The sequence below is a fragment of the Nocardia sp. NPDC004711 genome, assembly GCF_053601595.1.
The window spans coordinates 28,941-45,082 of sequence record NZ_JBSGCB010000028.1; the positions used below are offsets into that span (position 1 = coordinate 28,941).

At 69.2% G+C, this 16,142-nt stretch carries 15 protein-coding genes; 13 read left to right on the plus strand and 2 right to left on the minus strand.

All coding sequences use genetic code 11. The features are described 5' to 3' along the window. The first annotated feature begins 77 nt into the window (after positions 1–77). Together ACWEKS_RS27195 and ACWEKS_RS27200 are read left to right on the plus strand one after the other, a co-directional pair. Entirely contained in the window at positions 78–1,028 is a 951-nt protein-coding gene (locus tag ACWEKS_RS27195; protein WP_452342686.1) for an ATP-binding cassette domain-containing protein, read from the plus strand. Then, on the plus strand, positions 1,028–1,795 hold the full coding sequence (locus ACWEKS_RS27200; RefSeq protein WP_452342687.1) for an ABC transporter permease: 768 nt from the start codon (positions 1,028–1,030) through the stop codon (positions 1,793–1,795). The genes ACWEKS_RS27195 and ACWEKS_RS27200 overlap by 1 nt, the downstream gene beginning before the upstream one ends. A gap of 138 nt (positions 1,796–1,933) precedes the next feature. Here ACWEKS_RS27200 and ACWEKS_RS27205 read toward each other — a convergent pair whose 3' ends face one another. After that, entirely contained in the window at positions 1,934–2,101 is a 168-nt protein-coding gene (locus ACWEKS_RS27205) for a hypothetical protein (RefSeq protein WP_364624212.1), read from the minus strand. Between the two features lie 396 nt (positions 2,102–2,497). On the opposite strand from ACWEKS_RS27205, the gene ACWEKS_RS27210 reads away from it, so the two are divergent. The 8 genes from ACWEKS_RS27210 (at position 2,498) to ACWEKS_RS27245 (ending at position 11,504) form a co-directional block, all read left to right on the plus strand. Beyond that, a complete protein-coding gene (locus ACWEKS_RS27210; RefSeq protein WP_364624214.1) occupies positions 2,498–3,346 on the plus strand; it encodes a lysophospholipid acyltransferase family protein in 849 nt (282 codons plus the stop codon). A 497-nt stretch (positions 3,347–3,843) separates the two neighbouring features. Continuing rightward, positions 3,844–4,926 carry a polyprenyl synthetase family protein gene (locus ACWEKS_RS27215; RefSeq protein WP_452342688.1) on the plus strand — a complete coding sequence of 361 codons (1,083 nt, stop codon included), beginning with the start codon at positions 3,844–3,846 and terminating at the stop codon, positions 4,924–4,926. A 496-nt stretch (positions 4,927–5,422) separates the two neighbouring features. Continuing rightward, positions 5,423–6,448 carry a polyprenyl synthetase family protein gene (locus ACWEKS_RS27220; protein WP_452342689.1) on the plus strand — a complete coding sequence of 342 codons (1,026 nt, stop codon included), beginning with the start codon at positions 5,423–5,425 and terminating at the stop codon, positions 6,446–6,448. Between the two features lie 13 nt (positions 6,449–6,461). Continuing rightward, a complete protein-coding gene (gene ispH / locus ACWEKS_RS27225) occupies positions 6,462–7,454 on the plus strand; it encodes a 4-hydroxy-3-methylbut-2-enyl diphosphate reductase (protein ID WP_452342690.1) in 993 nt (330 codons plus the stop codon). Positions 7,455–7,524: 70 nt separating this feature from the next. Further along, complete coding sequence (locus ACWEKS_RS27230; RefSeq protein ID WP_452342691.1) at positions 7,525–8,601, plus strand: polyprenyl synthetase family protein; 1,077 nt, start codon at positions 7,525–7,527, stop codon at positions 8,599–8,601. 176 nt (positions 8,602–8,777) lie between these two features. Then, positions 8,778–9,347, plus strand: coding sequence for a hypothetical protein (locus tag ACWEKS_RS27235; RefSeq protein WP_452342692.1), 570 nt, complete (start codon positions 8,778–8,780; stop codon positions 9,345–9,347). 88 nt (positions 9,348–9,435) lie between these two features. Then, entirely contained in the window at positions 9,436–10,545 is a 1,110-nt protein-coding gene (locus ACWEKS_RS27240; RefSeq protein ID WP_452342693.1) for a PrsW family intramembrane metalloprotease, read from the plus strand. Between the two features lie 59 nt (positions 10,546–10,604). After that, complete coding sequence (locus tag ACWEKS_RS27245) at positions 10,605–11,504, plus strand: GNAT family N-acetyltransferase (protein ID WP_452342694.1); 900 nt, start codon at positions 10,605–10,607, stop codon at positions 11,502–11,504. 63 nt (positions 11,505–11,567) lie between these two features. On the opposite strand, the gene ACWEKS_RS27250 is transcribed toward ACWEKS_RS27245, so the two are convergent. Next, positions 11,568–12,587 carry an alpha/beta hydrolase gene (locus ACWEKS_RS27250; protein WP_452342695.1) on the minus strand — a complete coding sequence of 340 codons (1,020 nt, stop codon included), beginning with the start codon at positions 12,585–12,587 and terminating at the stop codon, positions 11,568–11,570. A 199-nt stretch (positions 12,588–12,786) separates the two neighbouring features. On the opposite strand from ACWEKS_RS27250, the gene ACWEKS_RS27255 reads away from it, so the two are divergent. The 3 genes from ACWEKS_RS27255 to ACWEKS_RS27265 are packed head-to-tail and all read left to right on the plus strand — an operon-like array spanning position 12,787 to position 16,083. Further along, the gene (locus ACWEKS_RS27255; RefSeq protein WP_354844782.1) at positions 12,787–13,236 is read left to right on the plus strand and encodes a helix-turn-helix transcriptional regulator; all 450 of its coding nucleotides are present in this window, start codon (positions 12,787–12,789) and stop codon (positions 13,234–13,236) included. 5 nt (positions 13,237–13,241) lie between these two features. Beyond that, complete coding sequence (locus tag ACWEKS_RS27260; protein WP_452342696.1) at positions 13,242–13,655, plus strand: VOC family protein; 414 nt, start codon at positions 13,242–13,244, stop codon at positions 13,653–13,655. A 46-nt stretch (positions 13,656–13,701) separates the two neighbouring features. Further along, positions 13,702–16,083: an ATP-binding cassette domain-containing protein gene (locus ACWEKS_RS27265; RefSeq protein WP_452342697.1), complete on the plus strand. Its 2,382-nt coding sequence runs from the start codon at positions 13,702–13,704 to the stop codon at positions 16,081–16,083. Positions 16,084–16,142: the final 59 nt, after the last annotated feature.

Consider the following 16,142-nt stretch of genomic DNA (forward strand, 5'->3'; position numbering starts at 1 on the left):
ATCTTGCGCCATCCCGAAAACTGTGTAGCTTATAAACAAAGTGTACGACATAAACAGTTTCTGATCGGAGTCCCTCCATGACCACATCCAGACCCGAACCCGCCATCGCGGTCGCCGGGCTCACCAAATCCTTCGGTGATCAGCCAGTGCTGCGCGGCATCGATGTAACCGTGGCCGCCGGCACGGTGTTCGCCCTGCTCGGCCCGAACGGCGCGGGCAAGACCACCGTGGTGCGCATCCTCACCACACTGAACCGGCCCGATGGGGGACAGGTGCGGGTGGGCGGCCACGATCCGGTGCGCGAGCCGGACGCGGTGCGCGCGGCCATCGGCGTCACCGGGCAGTTCGCGGCGGTGGACGAGATCCTCACCGGCGCCGAGAATCTGCGCCTCATGGGGCGGTTGCTGCATCTGGGTTCCCGCGAAACCGGCAGGCGCACAGCACGATTGCTGGAGCAGTTCGATCTCACCGATGCCGCGGGCAAGCGCGCGGGGTCCTATTCCGGCGGTATGCGCCGCCGCCTCGACATCGCCATGAGCCTGATGGGGCGGCCGCGCATCGTGTTCCTCGACGAGCCCACCACCGGCCTGGATCCGCGCAGCCGCCGCGAGCTGTGGCGGGTGATCCGGGGTCTGGTCGCCGACGGCGTGACCATCTTCCTCACCACCCAGTACCTGGAGGAGGCCGACCAATTGGCCGACCGCATAGCGGTTCTCGACGCCGGGCGCATTGTCGCCGAGGGTACTGCGGCAGAGCTGAAACGGCTGGCGCCGGGCGGCCACCTGCGACTCGGCTTCGCCGACGAGCACGGCCTGGCGGCGGCGGCGCGGGCCCTGCCCGGGGCCGAACCGGATACCGAGCAGCTGGCGCTGCGGGTGCCCTCGGACGGCAGCGTCGGCGATATCCGCAAGCTGCTCGACCATCTCGACGACCATGCCGTGGCCATCGGCGAATTGGCCATCCACACACCGGATCTCGACGATGTCTTCTTCGCGCTGACCGGCGCCACCGTGAAAGGCGCTGCGTGATGGGTACTCTCGTGCACTCGGTCCGGGACTCCGCTACCATGGTCGGCCGCAATCTGCGCCACACCCTGCGCAGCCCGGACACCATGATCATGACCATCGCGGTGCCGGTGACCATCCTGCTGATGTTCGTCTACGTCTTCGGCGGCGCGATGAACGTCGGCGGCTCCTACATCGACTACGTGGTGCCCGGAATCCTGCTGCTGTGCGCGGGTTTCGGCTCGGGCGCCACGGCCGTGGCGGTGGCCACCGACCTGCACAGTGGCATCGTGGACCGGTTCCGGGCCATGGCGGTCTCCCGCAGCGCGGTCCTGACCGGGCACGTGCTGGAGAGCGTGCTGCGCAATCTGCTCACCACCGGGGTGGTGGTGCTGGTCGCGGTGGCGCTCGGCTTCCGACCGACCGCGGATCCGCTGCGCTGGCTCGCGGTGGCCGGCATGCTGGCGTGCTTCGTGCTGGCGCTGTCCTGGGCGGCCGCCGCCCTGGGCCTGCTGGCCTCCAATCCCGAAGCGGCCAACGGCTTCATGTTCATCTTCATGTTCCTGCCGTACGTCAGCAGCGCGTTCGTGCCGACCCACACGCTGCCGAGCTGGCTGCGCGGCTTCGCCCAGCATCAGCCGGTCACCTCGATCGCCGAGACGGTGCGCGGGCTGCTGATGGATACCCCGGTGGGGGACTCCGCGCCGACCGCACTGGCCTGGTGTGCGGGCATCGCCCTGATCGGCTATCTGGGCGCGGGCGCGTTGTTCCGTCGCCGGCGGGCACACTGAGATATATATACGGTGATATGCGCATTATGGCATGAAAGTTCCGTATGTCGGCTTCCGGCCTGACGGAACGAAGCGCAGGGCACCGAGGATCTCGGTGCCCTGCACGGTCTGCCGGGCACCAGGGATCGCGCGCGTCGCCTAGCGTCGGCGCAGCACCGCGACCAGCACTGCCACCAAAGTGAGCAGCAGGATGGCCGAGCCGATCCAGATCTCGGTGCGGCTGTAGTCCGGAACCTGGTCCGGTACCGAGCCGGTGGCCAGCAGGATCGCCCCCAGGTGGCCGGCCGGGCCAGCTATCGTCACCATGATCGGCACATCCTTCCGAATCGCCGTGACCCGAATCGCCCTCGCTGTGAACGTCGCGTCCGGGGCACTCCCGCCATGGTCGATCCGATCGCGCCGCCGGGCAAGCACCGCCGCGTAAGGATTTCGTCCTGAATCGGATGAATGTTGGGATTCGCACACTCTATACCAAGCAAACGCTTGGGTTTGATAACGTCGGTGGGGCAGGAGGACGGTGACGGGCATCTGTCGCAACGCAGCGACGTCCGTACGCTGAACCGGACCGCGCATGCGCGGCCGTCGGAGCTATCAATGGGGATGTGACCCGGGGGCAATTCAATTCGGCTCGACGTTGTTCGACGACGTGGGGCGTCGTTGCGTGCCGCCCGTCCCCGGCATGGCAACCGACAGGAATGGCTCATGACCGAAACCAAGGTAATTCCCGACCCGAACCACCCGCTGCTGCCCCTGGCGCGGGCCTACACCGACTACTTCACCCCGACGGTCACCGGGCTGGAGAATCTGCCCGCGTCCGGCCCGGCCCTGGTCATCGGCAACCACTCGTCCATCTACTGGGCCCCCGAGGTGTGGATCACCTTCATGGCCATGCTGGAGCGCCGGCCGGACGAGCCCAGCTACGGCGTCGCGCACGACATCCTTTTGCGCGCACCGATTCTCGGCGACAGCCTGCGCCAGTTCGGCGTCATCGCGGCCTCGCGCGAGTCGGCGGCCAAGGGGCTCAAGGACGGTGGCGCGGTCATGGTGTACCCCGGCGGCGACTGGGAGGCGTGCCGCCCGTGGACCGATCGCGGCAAGATCGACTTCGCCGAGCGCAAGGGCTTCGTGCGGCTCGCCCTCGAAATGGGTGTCCCGGTGATCCCCGCGGTCGCCAATGGCGGCCACGACTCCATCTTCGTGCTCAGCCGCGGTGAGCGCACCGCACGGCTACTGCAGCTCGACAAGCTGGTGCGTGCCAAGGTGTTTCCGTACACCCTCGGCCTGCCGTTCGGTGTCGCGCCGATTCTGCCGCAGTTGCCGCTGCCCGCCTCGGTGACCGTCAGCTTCCTGCCCGCACTGGACTGGTCGGTCGAGCCGGGCGATCCGGAGGACGCGGACCTGGTCGACGAGTACTACACCCGGTCCGTCCGGACCATGCAGACCGAGCTGGACCGGCTGCGCGCCGAGACGCCGAACCCGGTGGCCGCCGGGATCAAGAAGCATGTGGCCGGACTGCCCGGGCCGCTGAAGGGCCTGGCCGATCTGCTGTAGCCGGACCGCTCTGCTATAGGGGGACAGCGGATTTCGTCGTATGAGCCAGAGGCGGATGCCGGGTGCGAATCTCCACGTCGCACCCGGCATTCGCGTCCCGCGTCCGGGTGTGTCGGCGACGATGCTGAGCGGTAACGCTTTACCGTCGGCGATCGTGCGTATTACACTTTTCTCGGTTCAGGTCAGGTTTCGCTCATTGGCTGAAGACTAACGGGATTGGGTCTGCGCATTTCCGGCGCAGCACTGAAACGCATTGGCGTACATCATTTTCGACCACATGGATTGATCACAGAGCGCACAGCGACATCGCGTGGATTCGATTGCGCGCAGGGAGTAGCCGGAACATGGTCGGGGTAACAGGTTTCGGGGGATTTCCGGGGGCACGAGGCGGCCTGTGGCCGAAGGCTGTTCGCGGCGAAGCAGGGGGCTGCTCATCCTGAGATCGCCCGGCCCCACGTCCCGCGATCGAAATCCGATGCCAGGAGAGGTGTGTCGACATGGCCGAACCCGTGTGCGCCGAATGGACCGTTCCCCACGACATGACCGGGGTGCGCGACCGGGTGGACGCCGTCCTCGAGGGCTTCCTGTCGGAGAAGGCGCGGGTAGCGGACCGCGAGCGGCTACCGACCGACCTGGTGGATGCCCTGCACTCGTTCGTCTGCCGCGGCGGCAAGCGGATTCGCCCGCTGCTGTGCGTGCTCGGCTGGTTCGCCGCCGGTGGCAGCGATCGGCTGCCCATGGCCATCGTGCGGGTGGCCGCGGCGCTGGAGCTACAGCACGCCGCGGTACTCATCCACCGCGATGTCATCGAACGCCGGCTCACCCGGCGCGGCTTCCCCACCATGTCCTGCGCCATGGCGGCCCGCTTCGCGCACAAGCCGGATCGGGAGCGCTTCGGCCGGCAGGCCGCGGTCCTGCTCGGCGATCTGGCCCTGGCCTGGTCCGATGAGCTGCTGTTCTCGGCGCATCTGAGCGCCCGTCAGCGCGCGGCCGCCAGCGCGGTCATGTCGGCCATGCGCATGGAGGTCGTCTACGGGCAGTACCTGGATGTGCGCGCGGCCGGGGATCCGGTCGCCGACCTGGAACGCGCCCTGGAGATCGTGCGCTACAAGACCGTCGGCTACACCGGCGAACGGCCGCTGCAGCTGGGCGCCCGCCTTGCCGGGGCCGACGAGAATACCCAGGCGGCACTGTCGGTCTACGCTCGCGCGCTGGGGGAGGCCGTGCATCTGACCGAGGACCTGCACCGGGTCTTCGGCGACCGGGCCGGTACCGATTCCCGGCTCGAGGATCTGCGCGACGGCCGGCACACCGCGCTGGTCGCCTCCGCGTTGGGCCGGGCGGTGGGCGCCACCGCCGTGGAATTGCGTGCGCTACTGGGCAATCCGGGCTTGGACGTGCGCGGGGCCACGCTGTGCCGGGACATCATGACCGAGGTGGGCGCGCGCGAGGAGATCGAGCAGATGGTCGCCCTGCGTCGCGAGCAGGCGCTGGACGCGGTTGAGGATATGTACGTACCCGCGCCGGCCCGGCAGGTATTGCGCGCTCTCGCCGAACACCTCACCAATACCGACGGCTGAGGGTAGAATTCGATGACGTCAGCGTATCCGCAGTGCCCCGAATTTCGGGAGCCCGATCGGTCGCAGAATATCGCAGCTTCGTAATCGCCTGTCGCGCACAGATTCCCATTTCAGTACCCGGGGCCGAGTATGCAGCCGTTTCAGCTACCCAATTTCTACTGCCATTTCCGCGCGCCTGAATCCCCATCCGGACGACGCCGGTGGGCGCAGGGCGCGTGATTGAGGAAACAGCAACAGGAACAACAGATCTGGAGCGGAGAGGAGTCGCACGGACCCGCTACCGGCGGCTGTGCGCCCAAGCCCATCCCGGCACCGATTCGGCGCGGACCCGGTCTCGTAGGCAAGGAGGTCGAATTCGACGGCGACTTACACAATCTGGTGGTTGTTCTCGAGCGCGCGATCGGACTTCAGGATCGGTCGGCGTCCTCGGTGAGTTGTCACGCCCACGCCGACCGTGTGAGCCGAATTCCCTTCGCGCACCGAAAGAAGCGTCTCCATGACCGTGACCGCTTTCGTTCCCCCCGTGCACCGCCCCGCCGAGATTCTGGCTCGCGCCCGCACCGTGCTCGAACCGGTGCTGCGCGAGGCGGTGCTGTCCCTGCCGCAACCCATCCAGCGGATGGCCGGATACCACTTCGGCTGGTGCGACGAGCACGGCGCCGCCACCCGCGGCGCGTCCGGCAAGATGCTCCGGCCCGCACTGGTCACCTCCGCCACCCTCGCCTGCGACGGCGTCCCCGCCGAGGCCGCCGGCGCGGCCGCCGCGGTCGAATTGATCCACAATTTCACCCTGCTCCACGACGACGTCATGGATCTCGACGCGGTGCGTCACGGCCGTCCCACCGTCTGGAAGGTCTGGGGCGTCCCGGACGCCGTGCTGCTCGGCGACGCCCTGCACGCGCTGGCGGTGAATGTCCTTGCGAGGGTGTTGCCCCCGGCCGCTGCCGTCGCCGCCATCGACCGGCTCGAGACCACGGTCACCGAGATGTGCCGCGGCCAGCACGAGGACTGTCACGCCGGGGCCGCCCAGGCCACCGCCGCCGGGTGGGAGCGGATGGCGATGGGCAAGACCGGCGCGCTGCTCGGCTGCGCGTGCGCGCTCGGCGCGCTGAGCGCGGGCGCGAATGCCGAAACCGTCACCGTTTTCGAATATGTCGGGCGGAACCTCGGGGTGGCGTTCCAGGCGAGCGACGACATCCTCGGCATCTGGGGCGATCCCGCGCACAGCGGCAAGCCCGCCGGGGATCTGGCCCGGCGCAAACGATCACTGCCGATCGTGCTGGCGCTGGAGTCCGGCACCGACGCCGGGCGGGCGCTGAACCGGTTCTTCGATACGACCACCCCGCCCTCGGCCGACGAGATCGGCAGCGCCGCAGCGCTCGTCGAGCAGGCGGGCGGTCGGCACGGCGCCGAACGACTGGCGCGGCAGCGCATGCGCGCGGCGGTGGCCGCACTGCCGGACCGGCCCGGGTGCGGCGATCTCCGCACCCTCGCTCAGCTCGTCGACCATCGGAACAAGTGACGAAGGAGAGGTCGTGAACGAGAACACCTGTGCCAGTTCGGTACTGGAGCGGCTTCCGAAGCAGCGCCGGCGCACCCTGCTGCTGGCCGCCCCGCGCTCGTTCTGCGCGGGGGTGGAGCGCGCCATCGTGACGGTCGAGCGGCTGCTTGCCGCGCCGGGCCGCACCGCGCCCGTCTACGTGCGCAAGCAGATCGTGCACAACATCCACGTGGTCCGGGATCTGGCCGCGCGCGGCGCGATCTTCGTCGAGGAGCTCGATGAGGTGCCGGTGGGGTCCACCGTGGTGTTCTCCGCGCACGGCGTCTCGCCCGCCGTGCGCGAGCATGCCCGTGAACGACTGCTGACCGTCGTCGACGCCACCTGCCCCCTGGTGAGCAAGGTGCACTCGGAGGCACAGCGTTTCGCGGCACGCGGCGACACCGTGGTGCTCATCGGGCACGCCGGGCACGAGGAGGTCGAGGGCACCGCGGGTGAGGCCCCGGAGTCCACGGTCATCGTGGACGGCCCGGCCGCGGTGGCCGCGCTGGTCGTGCCCGATCCCGACCGGGTGTCCTTCCTGACCCAGACCACGCTCTCGGTGGAGGAGACCCGCGACACCATTGCCGCACTGCGGCAACGCTTCCCACGATTACACGGCCCCGCGAGCGCGGACATCTGCTACGCCGGCACCAACCGGCAGGCCGCCGTCGAGGCGGTCGCCGCACGCAGCGACCTGTTCCTGGTGGTCGGCTCCGTCAACTCGTCCAACTCACAACGCATGGTGGAAGTCGCACGGCGGCAGGGGATCGCGGCGCATCTCATCGACGACGGCGGCGACATCGACGGCGCGTGGATCGAGCCCACCCGGGTGATCGGGCTCTCGGCCGGAGCCTCCGCGCCGCCCGCCCTGGTGGACGCGGTGGTCGACGCGCTGCGCTGGTGGGGCCCGGTCACCGTGCGCGAGTACGAGATCGCCCGCGAGCACGTCGTCTTCGCCGCCCCCGCCGCGATGCGGAGGCGGCCATGACCACCACCCGGCTCGACCTCGCCGCGGCGACACCATCCCTCACCGAGAACGCCGGATCGGAGGACACCCTGTGAGTACCCCCGCGATCGCCCTATCCCCGCTGGACCGCACCGCCATCCGGGTGCGGGTGGAGGCCGCGCTCTACGAATTCCTCGGCGACAAGGCCGAATCCGCGGCCACCGCCGGATTGCCCCCCGACGTGGTCGACGCGGTGCGCGCGTTCCTGTTCGCGGGCGGCAAACGGATCCGGCCGCTGTTCTGCGTGCTCGGCTGGTACGCCGGCGGCGGCGGTGAGCTGCCCGACTCCGTGGTCCGGGTGGCCGCGGCGGTCGAGCTGTTCCACGCCGCCGTACTCATCCACGACGACATCATCGACGACAGCGCCACCCGCCGCGACCGGCCCACCGTGCACCGGGCCGTGGCCGAGAGCGCTCGCGGCGACCGCCCGGCCGCCGCCCGCTTCGGCGCCCACGCCGCCCTGCTCATCGGCGACTTCGGGCTGGTGTGGTCGCAGGAACTGCTGCACACCGCGGGCCTCTCGGCGGCCCAGAATGCCGCTGCCGCACCGATTCTCGACGCCATGCGCACCGAGGTGAACTACGGCCAGTATCTCGACCTGCTCACCACCGGCCGCCCCACCCGCGACCTGGACCGGGCGCTCGAGATCATCCGGTACAAGACGGCGGCCTACACCGTGGAACGGCCGCTCCAACTGGGCGCCGCCCTGGCCGGGGCCGGACCCGGCGTGGCGCGGGCACTCTCGTCCTACGGGCGTCCTCTAGGCGAGGCGTTCCAGCTCCAGGACGACCTGCTCGGGGTCTACGGTGACCCGGCGCAGACCGGCAAATCCAACATCGACGACCTTCGCGAGGGCAAGCACACCACGCTGCTCGCACTCGCCCTGCGACACGCGTGCCCCGAGCAGCGCGCCCAGCTCGACGCCCTGGTCGGCAATGCCGGACTGGACCTGCACGGGGCCGAACTCTGTCGCGAGATCTTCAGCGTCACAGCGCGTCCCACGGTGGAACGGATGATCCGTGAGCGCTGGTTGCTCGTGCAGCGGACCCTCGCCCACGCCCCGTTCCCGCCCGCCGCGGTGTCCGGGTTGCGCAGCGTCGCCGACGCCGTCATCGCGCGCACCTCCTAGCCGCGCGCCCGATCACAACCCCGGGTCCCGCCCGGCGCTGCGACCCCGATCGCGCCCGCCGGTGTGGTTAACTCGCGGCAAGCGCCGGGCGGGCGACTGCCCGGACCCCGACCCGGGCGTCCGGAACGCATCCGCCCTCCCCGGCGTTGCCTCAGGGAGCCGAGAGGGTGGAAAGCATGGTGCGCCTTGTGCATTCGGTAGTGCCCGCGATCGGGGCGGTGGGGGCGCTGGCGGTCGCCCTCGTGGTGCCGCCCCTGCTGTCATCGGCGGTGCCGGTCCGCGAGACCGAGGTGGCGGCGGGGACCAGTATCAAGATCATCGCGACCGGGATCGGCGCCGTGCACGGCGCCGCGAATCCCGCCAACGCCATGGTCTTCCTGGCGCCCGAGCAGATGCGGCGGCGGGCCACCGGCGACGAATCCGTCGCCGTCCTGACCTCCGACAGCGGCGACCAGCGGGTGTCGGTGTCGGTGGTCGACGGCATCACCGACTTCGCCACCGCCGCCCCGCGCATGCTGCTCCCGCTGCGCGCGGCCGGGGTCACCGTCCGCTTCGACGGGGGAGCCGTGGATATCGGCGACTTCCACGGGCTCACCTGCGTGCTTCCCGACACCACCGGTGGAGTGTGCGCGGTGGCCAACAGCGGGGACGTGGGCGTGACCGTCACGGCCACCGGAACCACCCGCGAAGCCGGATTCCGGCTGATCGCGGACGTGCTGAACTCGAGCAAGGCGGTCGAGGCGTGAGCGGTCGAGCCCGGAGGCGCCACCCCACCTCCCTGCGCTCGCGCAGCGTAACCATGGAGGGCTCCCCTCAGGCCGGAAAGGATGCGGCATGAGCTGGTTCCAGCCGCGCTCCTTGCTGTTCTGGGTGTACTGCCTGGCCGTGATGGCCGGGCCGCTGTTGTTCGTGCTGCAGGCCGCCGGGCAGGTGTGGTTCGCGGGCGCGGCCGCCCTCGCCGCCCTGCCGATCACCGCCCTCACCCTGCTGTTCATCGGCCGAATCCTGTTCGCGCTGGACCCCTTCCGGGCCCGCCGCCACCTGGTCGCCCCCATGGTGATGGGCGCGATCTGGGGCGCCACGGTGTGGACCGGCCTGGCCATGTGGGCCAACGATCACGTGAGTCGCGCCATCACGAACCTGTTCGGCGACCGCTTCGCCGTCAATTGGAGCGCCGCCATCACCGCGCCCATCGACGAGGAGTACATCAAGGCCATCGGCATCGCCGTGGTCGCGCTGCTGTTCCGGGGCCGGCTGACCCGGCCCATGCACGGCCTGCTGCTCGGCGCGGCGGTCGGGCTGGGTGCGCAGATCGCCGAGGACTGCCTCTACAGCACCCAGACCGCACTGTCCTCCCCGCAGGATCCGGTGGTGGACGTGATCCTGGTGGCGGTGCTGCGACTTTTCACCGCACTCACCTCGCACTGGGCCATGTCGGCGCTGGCCGGTGTCGGCATCGTGCTGCTGATCAGCCGCACCGACCGGTCGTGGTTCTGGCGGCTCGGCGTTCTCGCGCTGTTCTACGGGCTGGCCGTCACCATGCACGTCCTCTTCGACGCCCCGCGCCCGCCCGGTCCGGCGTTGTTGTCGACCTACCTGCCCATCCTCATCGACCTGGTCATCTTCGCCATCGCCTACGCCTGGGTGCTGACCACCGAGCGGCGCTGGTTCCGTGCGCTCATCGCCGGCCCGGCCGCCCGCACCGTCGGCACCGAGGCCGGGCTGGCGCCCCTGCTCACCTATCACCGCCGCCGCAAAGCCCGTGCCGCGCTGCGTCATTCGACCGGATGGTCGCGCAAGCAGGCCCTGGTCTACGAGCGCGGGCTGCTGGACCGGGTCACGGACCTGGATTCGGTTGCGCCCCAGCAAACTTCACTGCCCCAGTGGTACGGGCCCGGGCCGGGCGGCATCCCCGGTGGCGCGGGTGCGCGTTCCGGCTGGTAGCGCAGTTTCTGCGTGCCGGTGACCAGTGCATAGTCAACTGGACGCTAGCGTGAGTCAGTATGAGTGAGGGTCGGACGCCGCCCATCGAGCCCGGGCGAGAGCGGGCGAGGGAGCTGTTGGAGCGCAGACAGCAAGCGCTGTGCAACTATCTCGACGCGAGCGCTGATATCGCCACCACCCGCATTCGCGCCAATCTGACCGGCTGGCAACGCTGGCTGCAGCAGCTGCCGGGCTCGCCGGTCGCCCGTGCCACCGCCCGCCGCGACGCCCTGGTCCGCGAGCTCGCCGTGCACGGCGTCGGCGCCGACGACCACCGCTGGGGCGTGCTGTCGGGCGCCTTCGTGCGCAGCCTCGGCGCGCCCTTCTGCCTCGAGGACACCCTCGCCGACCTGGCCCTGCGCTACGGCGACGACGCCCCGCACTGGGCCCGCCGCCTGCCCGCCCTGGCCCACGCCACCGAGGAGGCCCGGCCCATGGCCGCGGTCGGCGACCGCGCGGTGGTCGCCGACCTCAGCGAGGAGGTGCTGGCCGTGGCGCGTACCGCTCCCGACGAGACCGCGCGGCAACGGCTGTCCGACCACCTGCCCGGCGTGCTGAGACCGGTGCCCTTCGACATCGGATCCCTGCGCCGCGCCGACCCGCTGGTCGAGGTGGTGTTCGACATCTACGCCGACACCATCAAGCTGGACAACATCACCGTGAATCCGGAACTGCGGGGCACCGGCCTGGGCACCGCGGTCCTGCAGCACCTGTGCCGCGCCGCCGACGCCCACCACCTCTACATCGTCGGCCAGCTGGTGCCGACCTTCCGCGACGACGATTCCGCGGTCCCCATCCTCGCCGCCTGGTGCCGCCACCACGGCTTCACGGTCAACGAACGGCTGGGCGGCCGCATCGCGCGCTCACCGATGAGCGTCCCCGACCCCGCGACCCCGATGGCGAACCCGGACAGGCGGTAGCAACCCCGGAAAACAGCAGCGCCGCATGCCGATCGACGGCATGCGGCGCTCGCGAACTGTGACTCAGGCGGGAATGCCCATACCCGAGGCCAGCAGCGGCCACGAGTCGTGCAGGGCGGTCTCCCAGTACGGCCAGTAGTGGGTGCCCACCGGGTCGAACTGGTAGGTCGCCGGGATGTTGATCGAGTCCAGCTTGTCCTTGAGGTTGTGGGTGCAGGCGTTGACGCCGCCCTCGATGATCATGCCCAGCGCCAGGTTGATGTCACCCTGCGGGCCGGGAGCGGACTTGGTGTAGTACTCGACGTCCTTCATCAGCGGAATGCCGCTGCCGCTGGAGATGTAGAGCTGGGTGCCGCGCAGCTTCTCGGCATTGATGACCGGGTCGTTGGCGGTCCACAGCGGGCTGTCGTCGGGACCGTACATGTTCTCGGTCTTGCCGCCCGCCCAGGTCTCCACGGCGAACTTGAGGAACTGCTTGCCCATCGGGTCGGCGATCTGCGCGCACCCGCTGTAGGCGGCCACCGACTTCCACAGACCGGGCTGGGCCTCGGCCAGCTGCAGCACCGAGGTGCCGGAGGTGGACAGGCCGGCCAGGGCATTGAGGCCGGTGGAGCCGAGCGCGGCATCGAGCAGCGGCGGCAGTTCCTGGGTGAAGAACGTCGTCCACTTGTTGCGCCCGAGCTGCGGGTCGTCCTTGATCCAGTCGGTGTAGTAGCTGCCGCGGCCACCGATCGGCTGGATCACATTGACCTGCTTGTCGGCCAGGAAGCCGAGGGCATTGGTCTGGGCGTTCCAGCTGGCGGTGCCCAGGCCGCCGTCGAGGCCGTTGAGCATGTACAGGTTCGGCGCGGCCTGCGACTCGTCGGCCGGACGCTGCACGTCCACGGGGATGTCCTGGCCCATGGCCGCGGAGTAGACCTTCAGATGCCAGGTCCGTCCATCCTTCTGGATGGAACTGATGGCCGAAGGCTTGTCCGGGTCGGCCGAGCCGGTGCCGGTGGCCAGGGCCACGGACAACGCGGCGGTGAGCGCGACGGCGGCGGTCCGCAGGGCGGTCCTATTACGTAGTGCAGAGAGCTTCATCGAACAGCTGATTCCAGTCCTCGGGCCACGCTCGGCCTCATCGTCGATTCGTGCCGGGGCCCCGGCCGATCCGGTTCCCCCGACACGCTATGTCTTGTGTCAAGGCAAAACTGTTACCTGACAAAACGTTTGCAGGGTAGCCCCAAATCACCGGGTACGCCGTCGCGACAGTATTCGCCCAGCGTGCGACCATCGACAGGTGACCGGCAAACCCGACGAGGAACAGCGGCTGCGCGATCTGGCGCGGCTGCGCCGGGTGCGGGACCGCATCGACCGCGAGTACGCGCAGCCGCTGGATGTCGAGGCCCTCGCCCGCGACGCGCACATCTCCGCCGGGCATCTGAGCCGGCAGTTCCGGGCCGCCTACGGCGAATCGGTGTACGCCTACCTGATGACGCGGCGCATCGAACGGGCCATGGCGTTGCTGCGACGCGGGGACCTGAGTGTCACCGAGGTCTGCTTCGCGGTCGGCTGCTCCTCGCTGGGCACCTTCAGCACCCGCTTCACCGAGCTGGTCGGGGTGCCGCCCAGCGTGTACAAACAGCAGATGGCCGATGCCCCCGAGGGCATGCCCTCCTGCGTCGAGAAGCAGGTGACCCGACCGATCAGGAATCGAGAAGCCCAGGCAAGCGCCCCGCAACTAGCCTGATCGCCATGGATATCACCATTGCAGCGAGCTTCCTCCCGCACAATGACGCCGAGGCCGCGCTGGCCTTCTACCGCGACGCGCTCGGCTTCGAACTCCGCAAGGACGTCGGCTACAACGGGCTGCGCTGGCTCACGGTCGGCCCGGCCGATCAGCCCGGAACCTCCATCGTGCTGCACCCGCCGGCCGTGGATCCGGGCATCACCGAGGACGAGCGCAAGCTCATCGTGGAGATGATGGCCAAGGGCACCTACGGCGCCATCCTGCTGGCCTCCGCGGACGTCGACGCCGCCTTCGAGAAGCTGCAGGCCGGCGACGCGGTCGAGATCGTCCAGGAGCCGACCGATCAGCCCTACGGCGTGCGTGACTTCGCCGTGCGCGACCCCGCGGGCAATCTGGTTCGTATCCAGCAGGCTTCCTGACCCGCTCTTCCGCCCCACCGGTACGCCCGCACAGATGGAGACACGCATGGCCCCGAGCAAGTCCCCGCAGCCCGCCCTGCCCGCCGCCGACGCCCACGACCTGATCCGGGTGGTCGGCGCGCGGGTGAACAACCTCAAGGACGTCTCCGTCGATCTGCCCAAGCGCCGGCTCACGGTGTTCACGGGCGTATCAGGTTCGGGCAAGAGCTCACTGGTCTTCGACACCATCGCCGCCGAATCCCAGCGGCTGATCAACGAGACCTACAGCGCCTTCGTGCAGGGGTTCATGCCGACGCTGGCCCGTCCCGAGGTGGACGTGCTCGAGGGCCTGACCACCGCCATCAGCGTGGATCAGCAACGCATGGGCGGGGATCCGCGCTCCACCGTCGGCACCGCCACCGACGCCAGTGCCATGCTGCGCATCCTGTTCAGCCGTCTCGGGCAGCCGCATATCGGCTCGCCGCAGGCGTTCTCGTTCAATGTCGCCTCGATCAGCGGTGCGGGCGCGGTGACCGTGGAGAAGGGCGGCAAGCAGGTCAAGGAGCGGCGCAGCTTCTCGGTGACCGGCGGCATGTGCCCGCGCTGTGAGGGGCGCGGCGCGGTCAACGACATCGATCTGACCCAGCTCTACGACGACAGCAAGTCGCTCAACGAAGGCCCGTTCACTATTCCCGGCTACAGCATGGACGGCTGGTACGGGCGGATCTTCATCGGCAGCGGCTACTTCGACCCGGACAAGCCGATCAAGAAGTACAACAAGCGCGAGCTCGCCGACCTGCTCTACCGGGAACCGACCAAGATCAAGGTCGAGGGCATCAACCTGACCTACGAGGGCCTGATTCCCAAGATCCGAAAGTCCATGCTGTCCAAGGACATCGACTCGCTGCAGCCGCACGTGCGCGCGTTCGTCGAGCGCGCGGTCACCTTCCAGATCTGCCCCGACTGCGACGGCACCCGGCTCAGCGAGCTGGCCCGGTCCTCGAAGATCCGCGAGATCAGCATCGCCGACGCCTGCGCCATGCAGATCAGCGATCTGGCCGACTGGGTGCGCGCGCTGAACGAGCCGTCGGTCGCGCCGCTGCTGGAATCGCTGCAGCAGGTGCTGGACTCGTTCGTCGAGATCGGGCTGGGCTATCTGAGCCTGAACCGCGCATCGGGCACGCTGTCCGGCGGTGAGGCGCAGCGCGTCAAGATGATTCGGCATCTGGGTTCGGCGCTCACCGATGTCACCTACGTCTTCGACGAGCCGACCGTCGGCCTGCACCCGCACGACATCCAGCGCATGAACGATCTGCTGCTGCGGTTGCGGGACAAGGGCAATACCGTGCTGGTGGTCGAGCACAAGCCCGAGACCATCACCATCGCCGACCACATCGTGGACATCGGCCCCGGTGCGGGTTCCGGCGGCGGCGAGATCTGCTTCGAGGGCACCGTCGACGGGCTGCGCAGCAGTGGCACCATCACCGGACGCCACTTCGACGACCGGGCCGCGCTCAAGGATGTGGTCCGGAAGTCCGAGGCGGCGTTGGAGATCCGCGGCGCCACGGCCAACAACCTGCAGAAGGTGGATGTCGACATCCCGCTGGGCGTGCTGGTGGTCATCACCGGTGTCGCGGGCTCGGGCAAGAGCTCGCTGGTGCACGGGTCGATTCCGGCCGGTGAGGGCGTGGTGTCCATCGACCAGGGCGCGATCAAGGGTTCGCGGCGCAGCAATCCGGCCACCTACACCGGCCTGCTCGAGCCGATCCGCAAGGCGTTCGCCAAGGCCAATGGCGTGAAACCCGCACTGTTCAGCGCGAATTCGGAGGGTGCGTGCCCGACCTGCAACGGCGCGGGCGTGATCTACACCGACCTGGCCATGATGGCCGGCGTGGCCACCGTGTGTGAGGAGTGCGAGGGCAAGCGTTTCCAGGCGGCGGTGCTCGAATACCAGCTCGGCGGGCGCGATATCAGCGAGGTGCTGGCCATGCCGATCAGCGCGGCGCTCGAGTTCTTCGCGGACGGCGAGGCGAAAATCCCTGCCGCGCACAAGATCCTGCAGCATCTCGACGATGTCGGCCTCGGTTACCTGAGCCTGGGGCAGCCGCTGACCACGCTGTCCGGCGGTGAGCGGCAGCGGCTGAAGCTGGCCACCCACATGGGGGACAAGGGCGGCGTGTATGTGCTGGACGAGCCCACCACCGGTCTGCACCTGGCCGATGTGGAGCATCTGCTCGGATTGCTGGACCGCCTGGTGGATTCCGGCAAATCGGTCATCGTCATCGAGCATCACCAGGCCGTCATGGCGCACGCCGACTGGATCGTCGATCTGGGACCGGGTGCGGGTCACGACGGCGGCCGGATCGTCTTCGAGGGCACCCCCGCCGATCTGGTGGCCGCCCGCTCGACGCTGACCGGTCAGCACCTCGCCGCATACGTGGGTGCCTGAGAGAACCACCCGAACCCCGCCGGGAATATCGGCGGCCGTCGGCGGTTGATTCCGGCTGC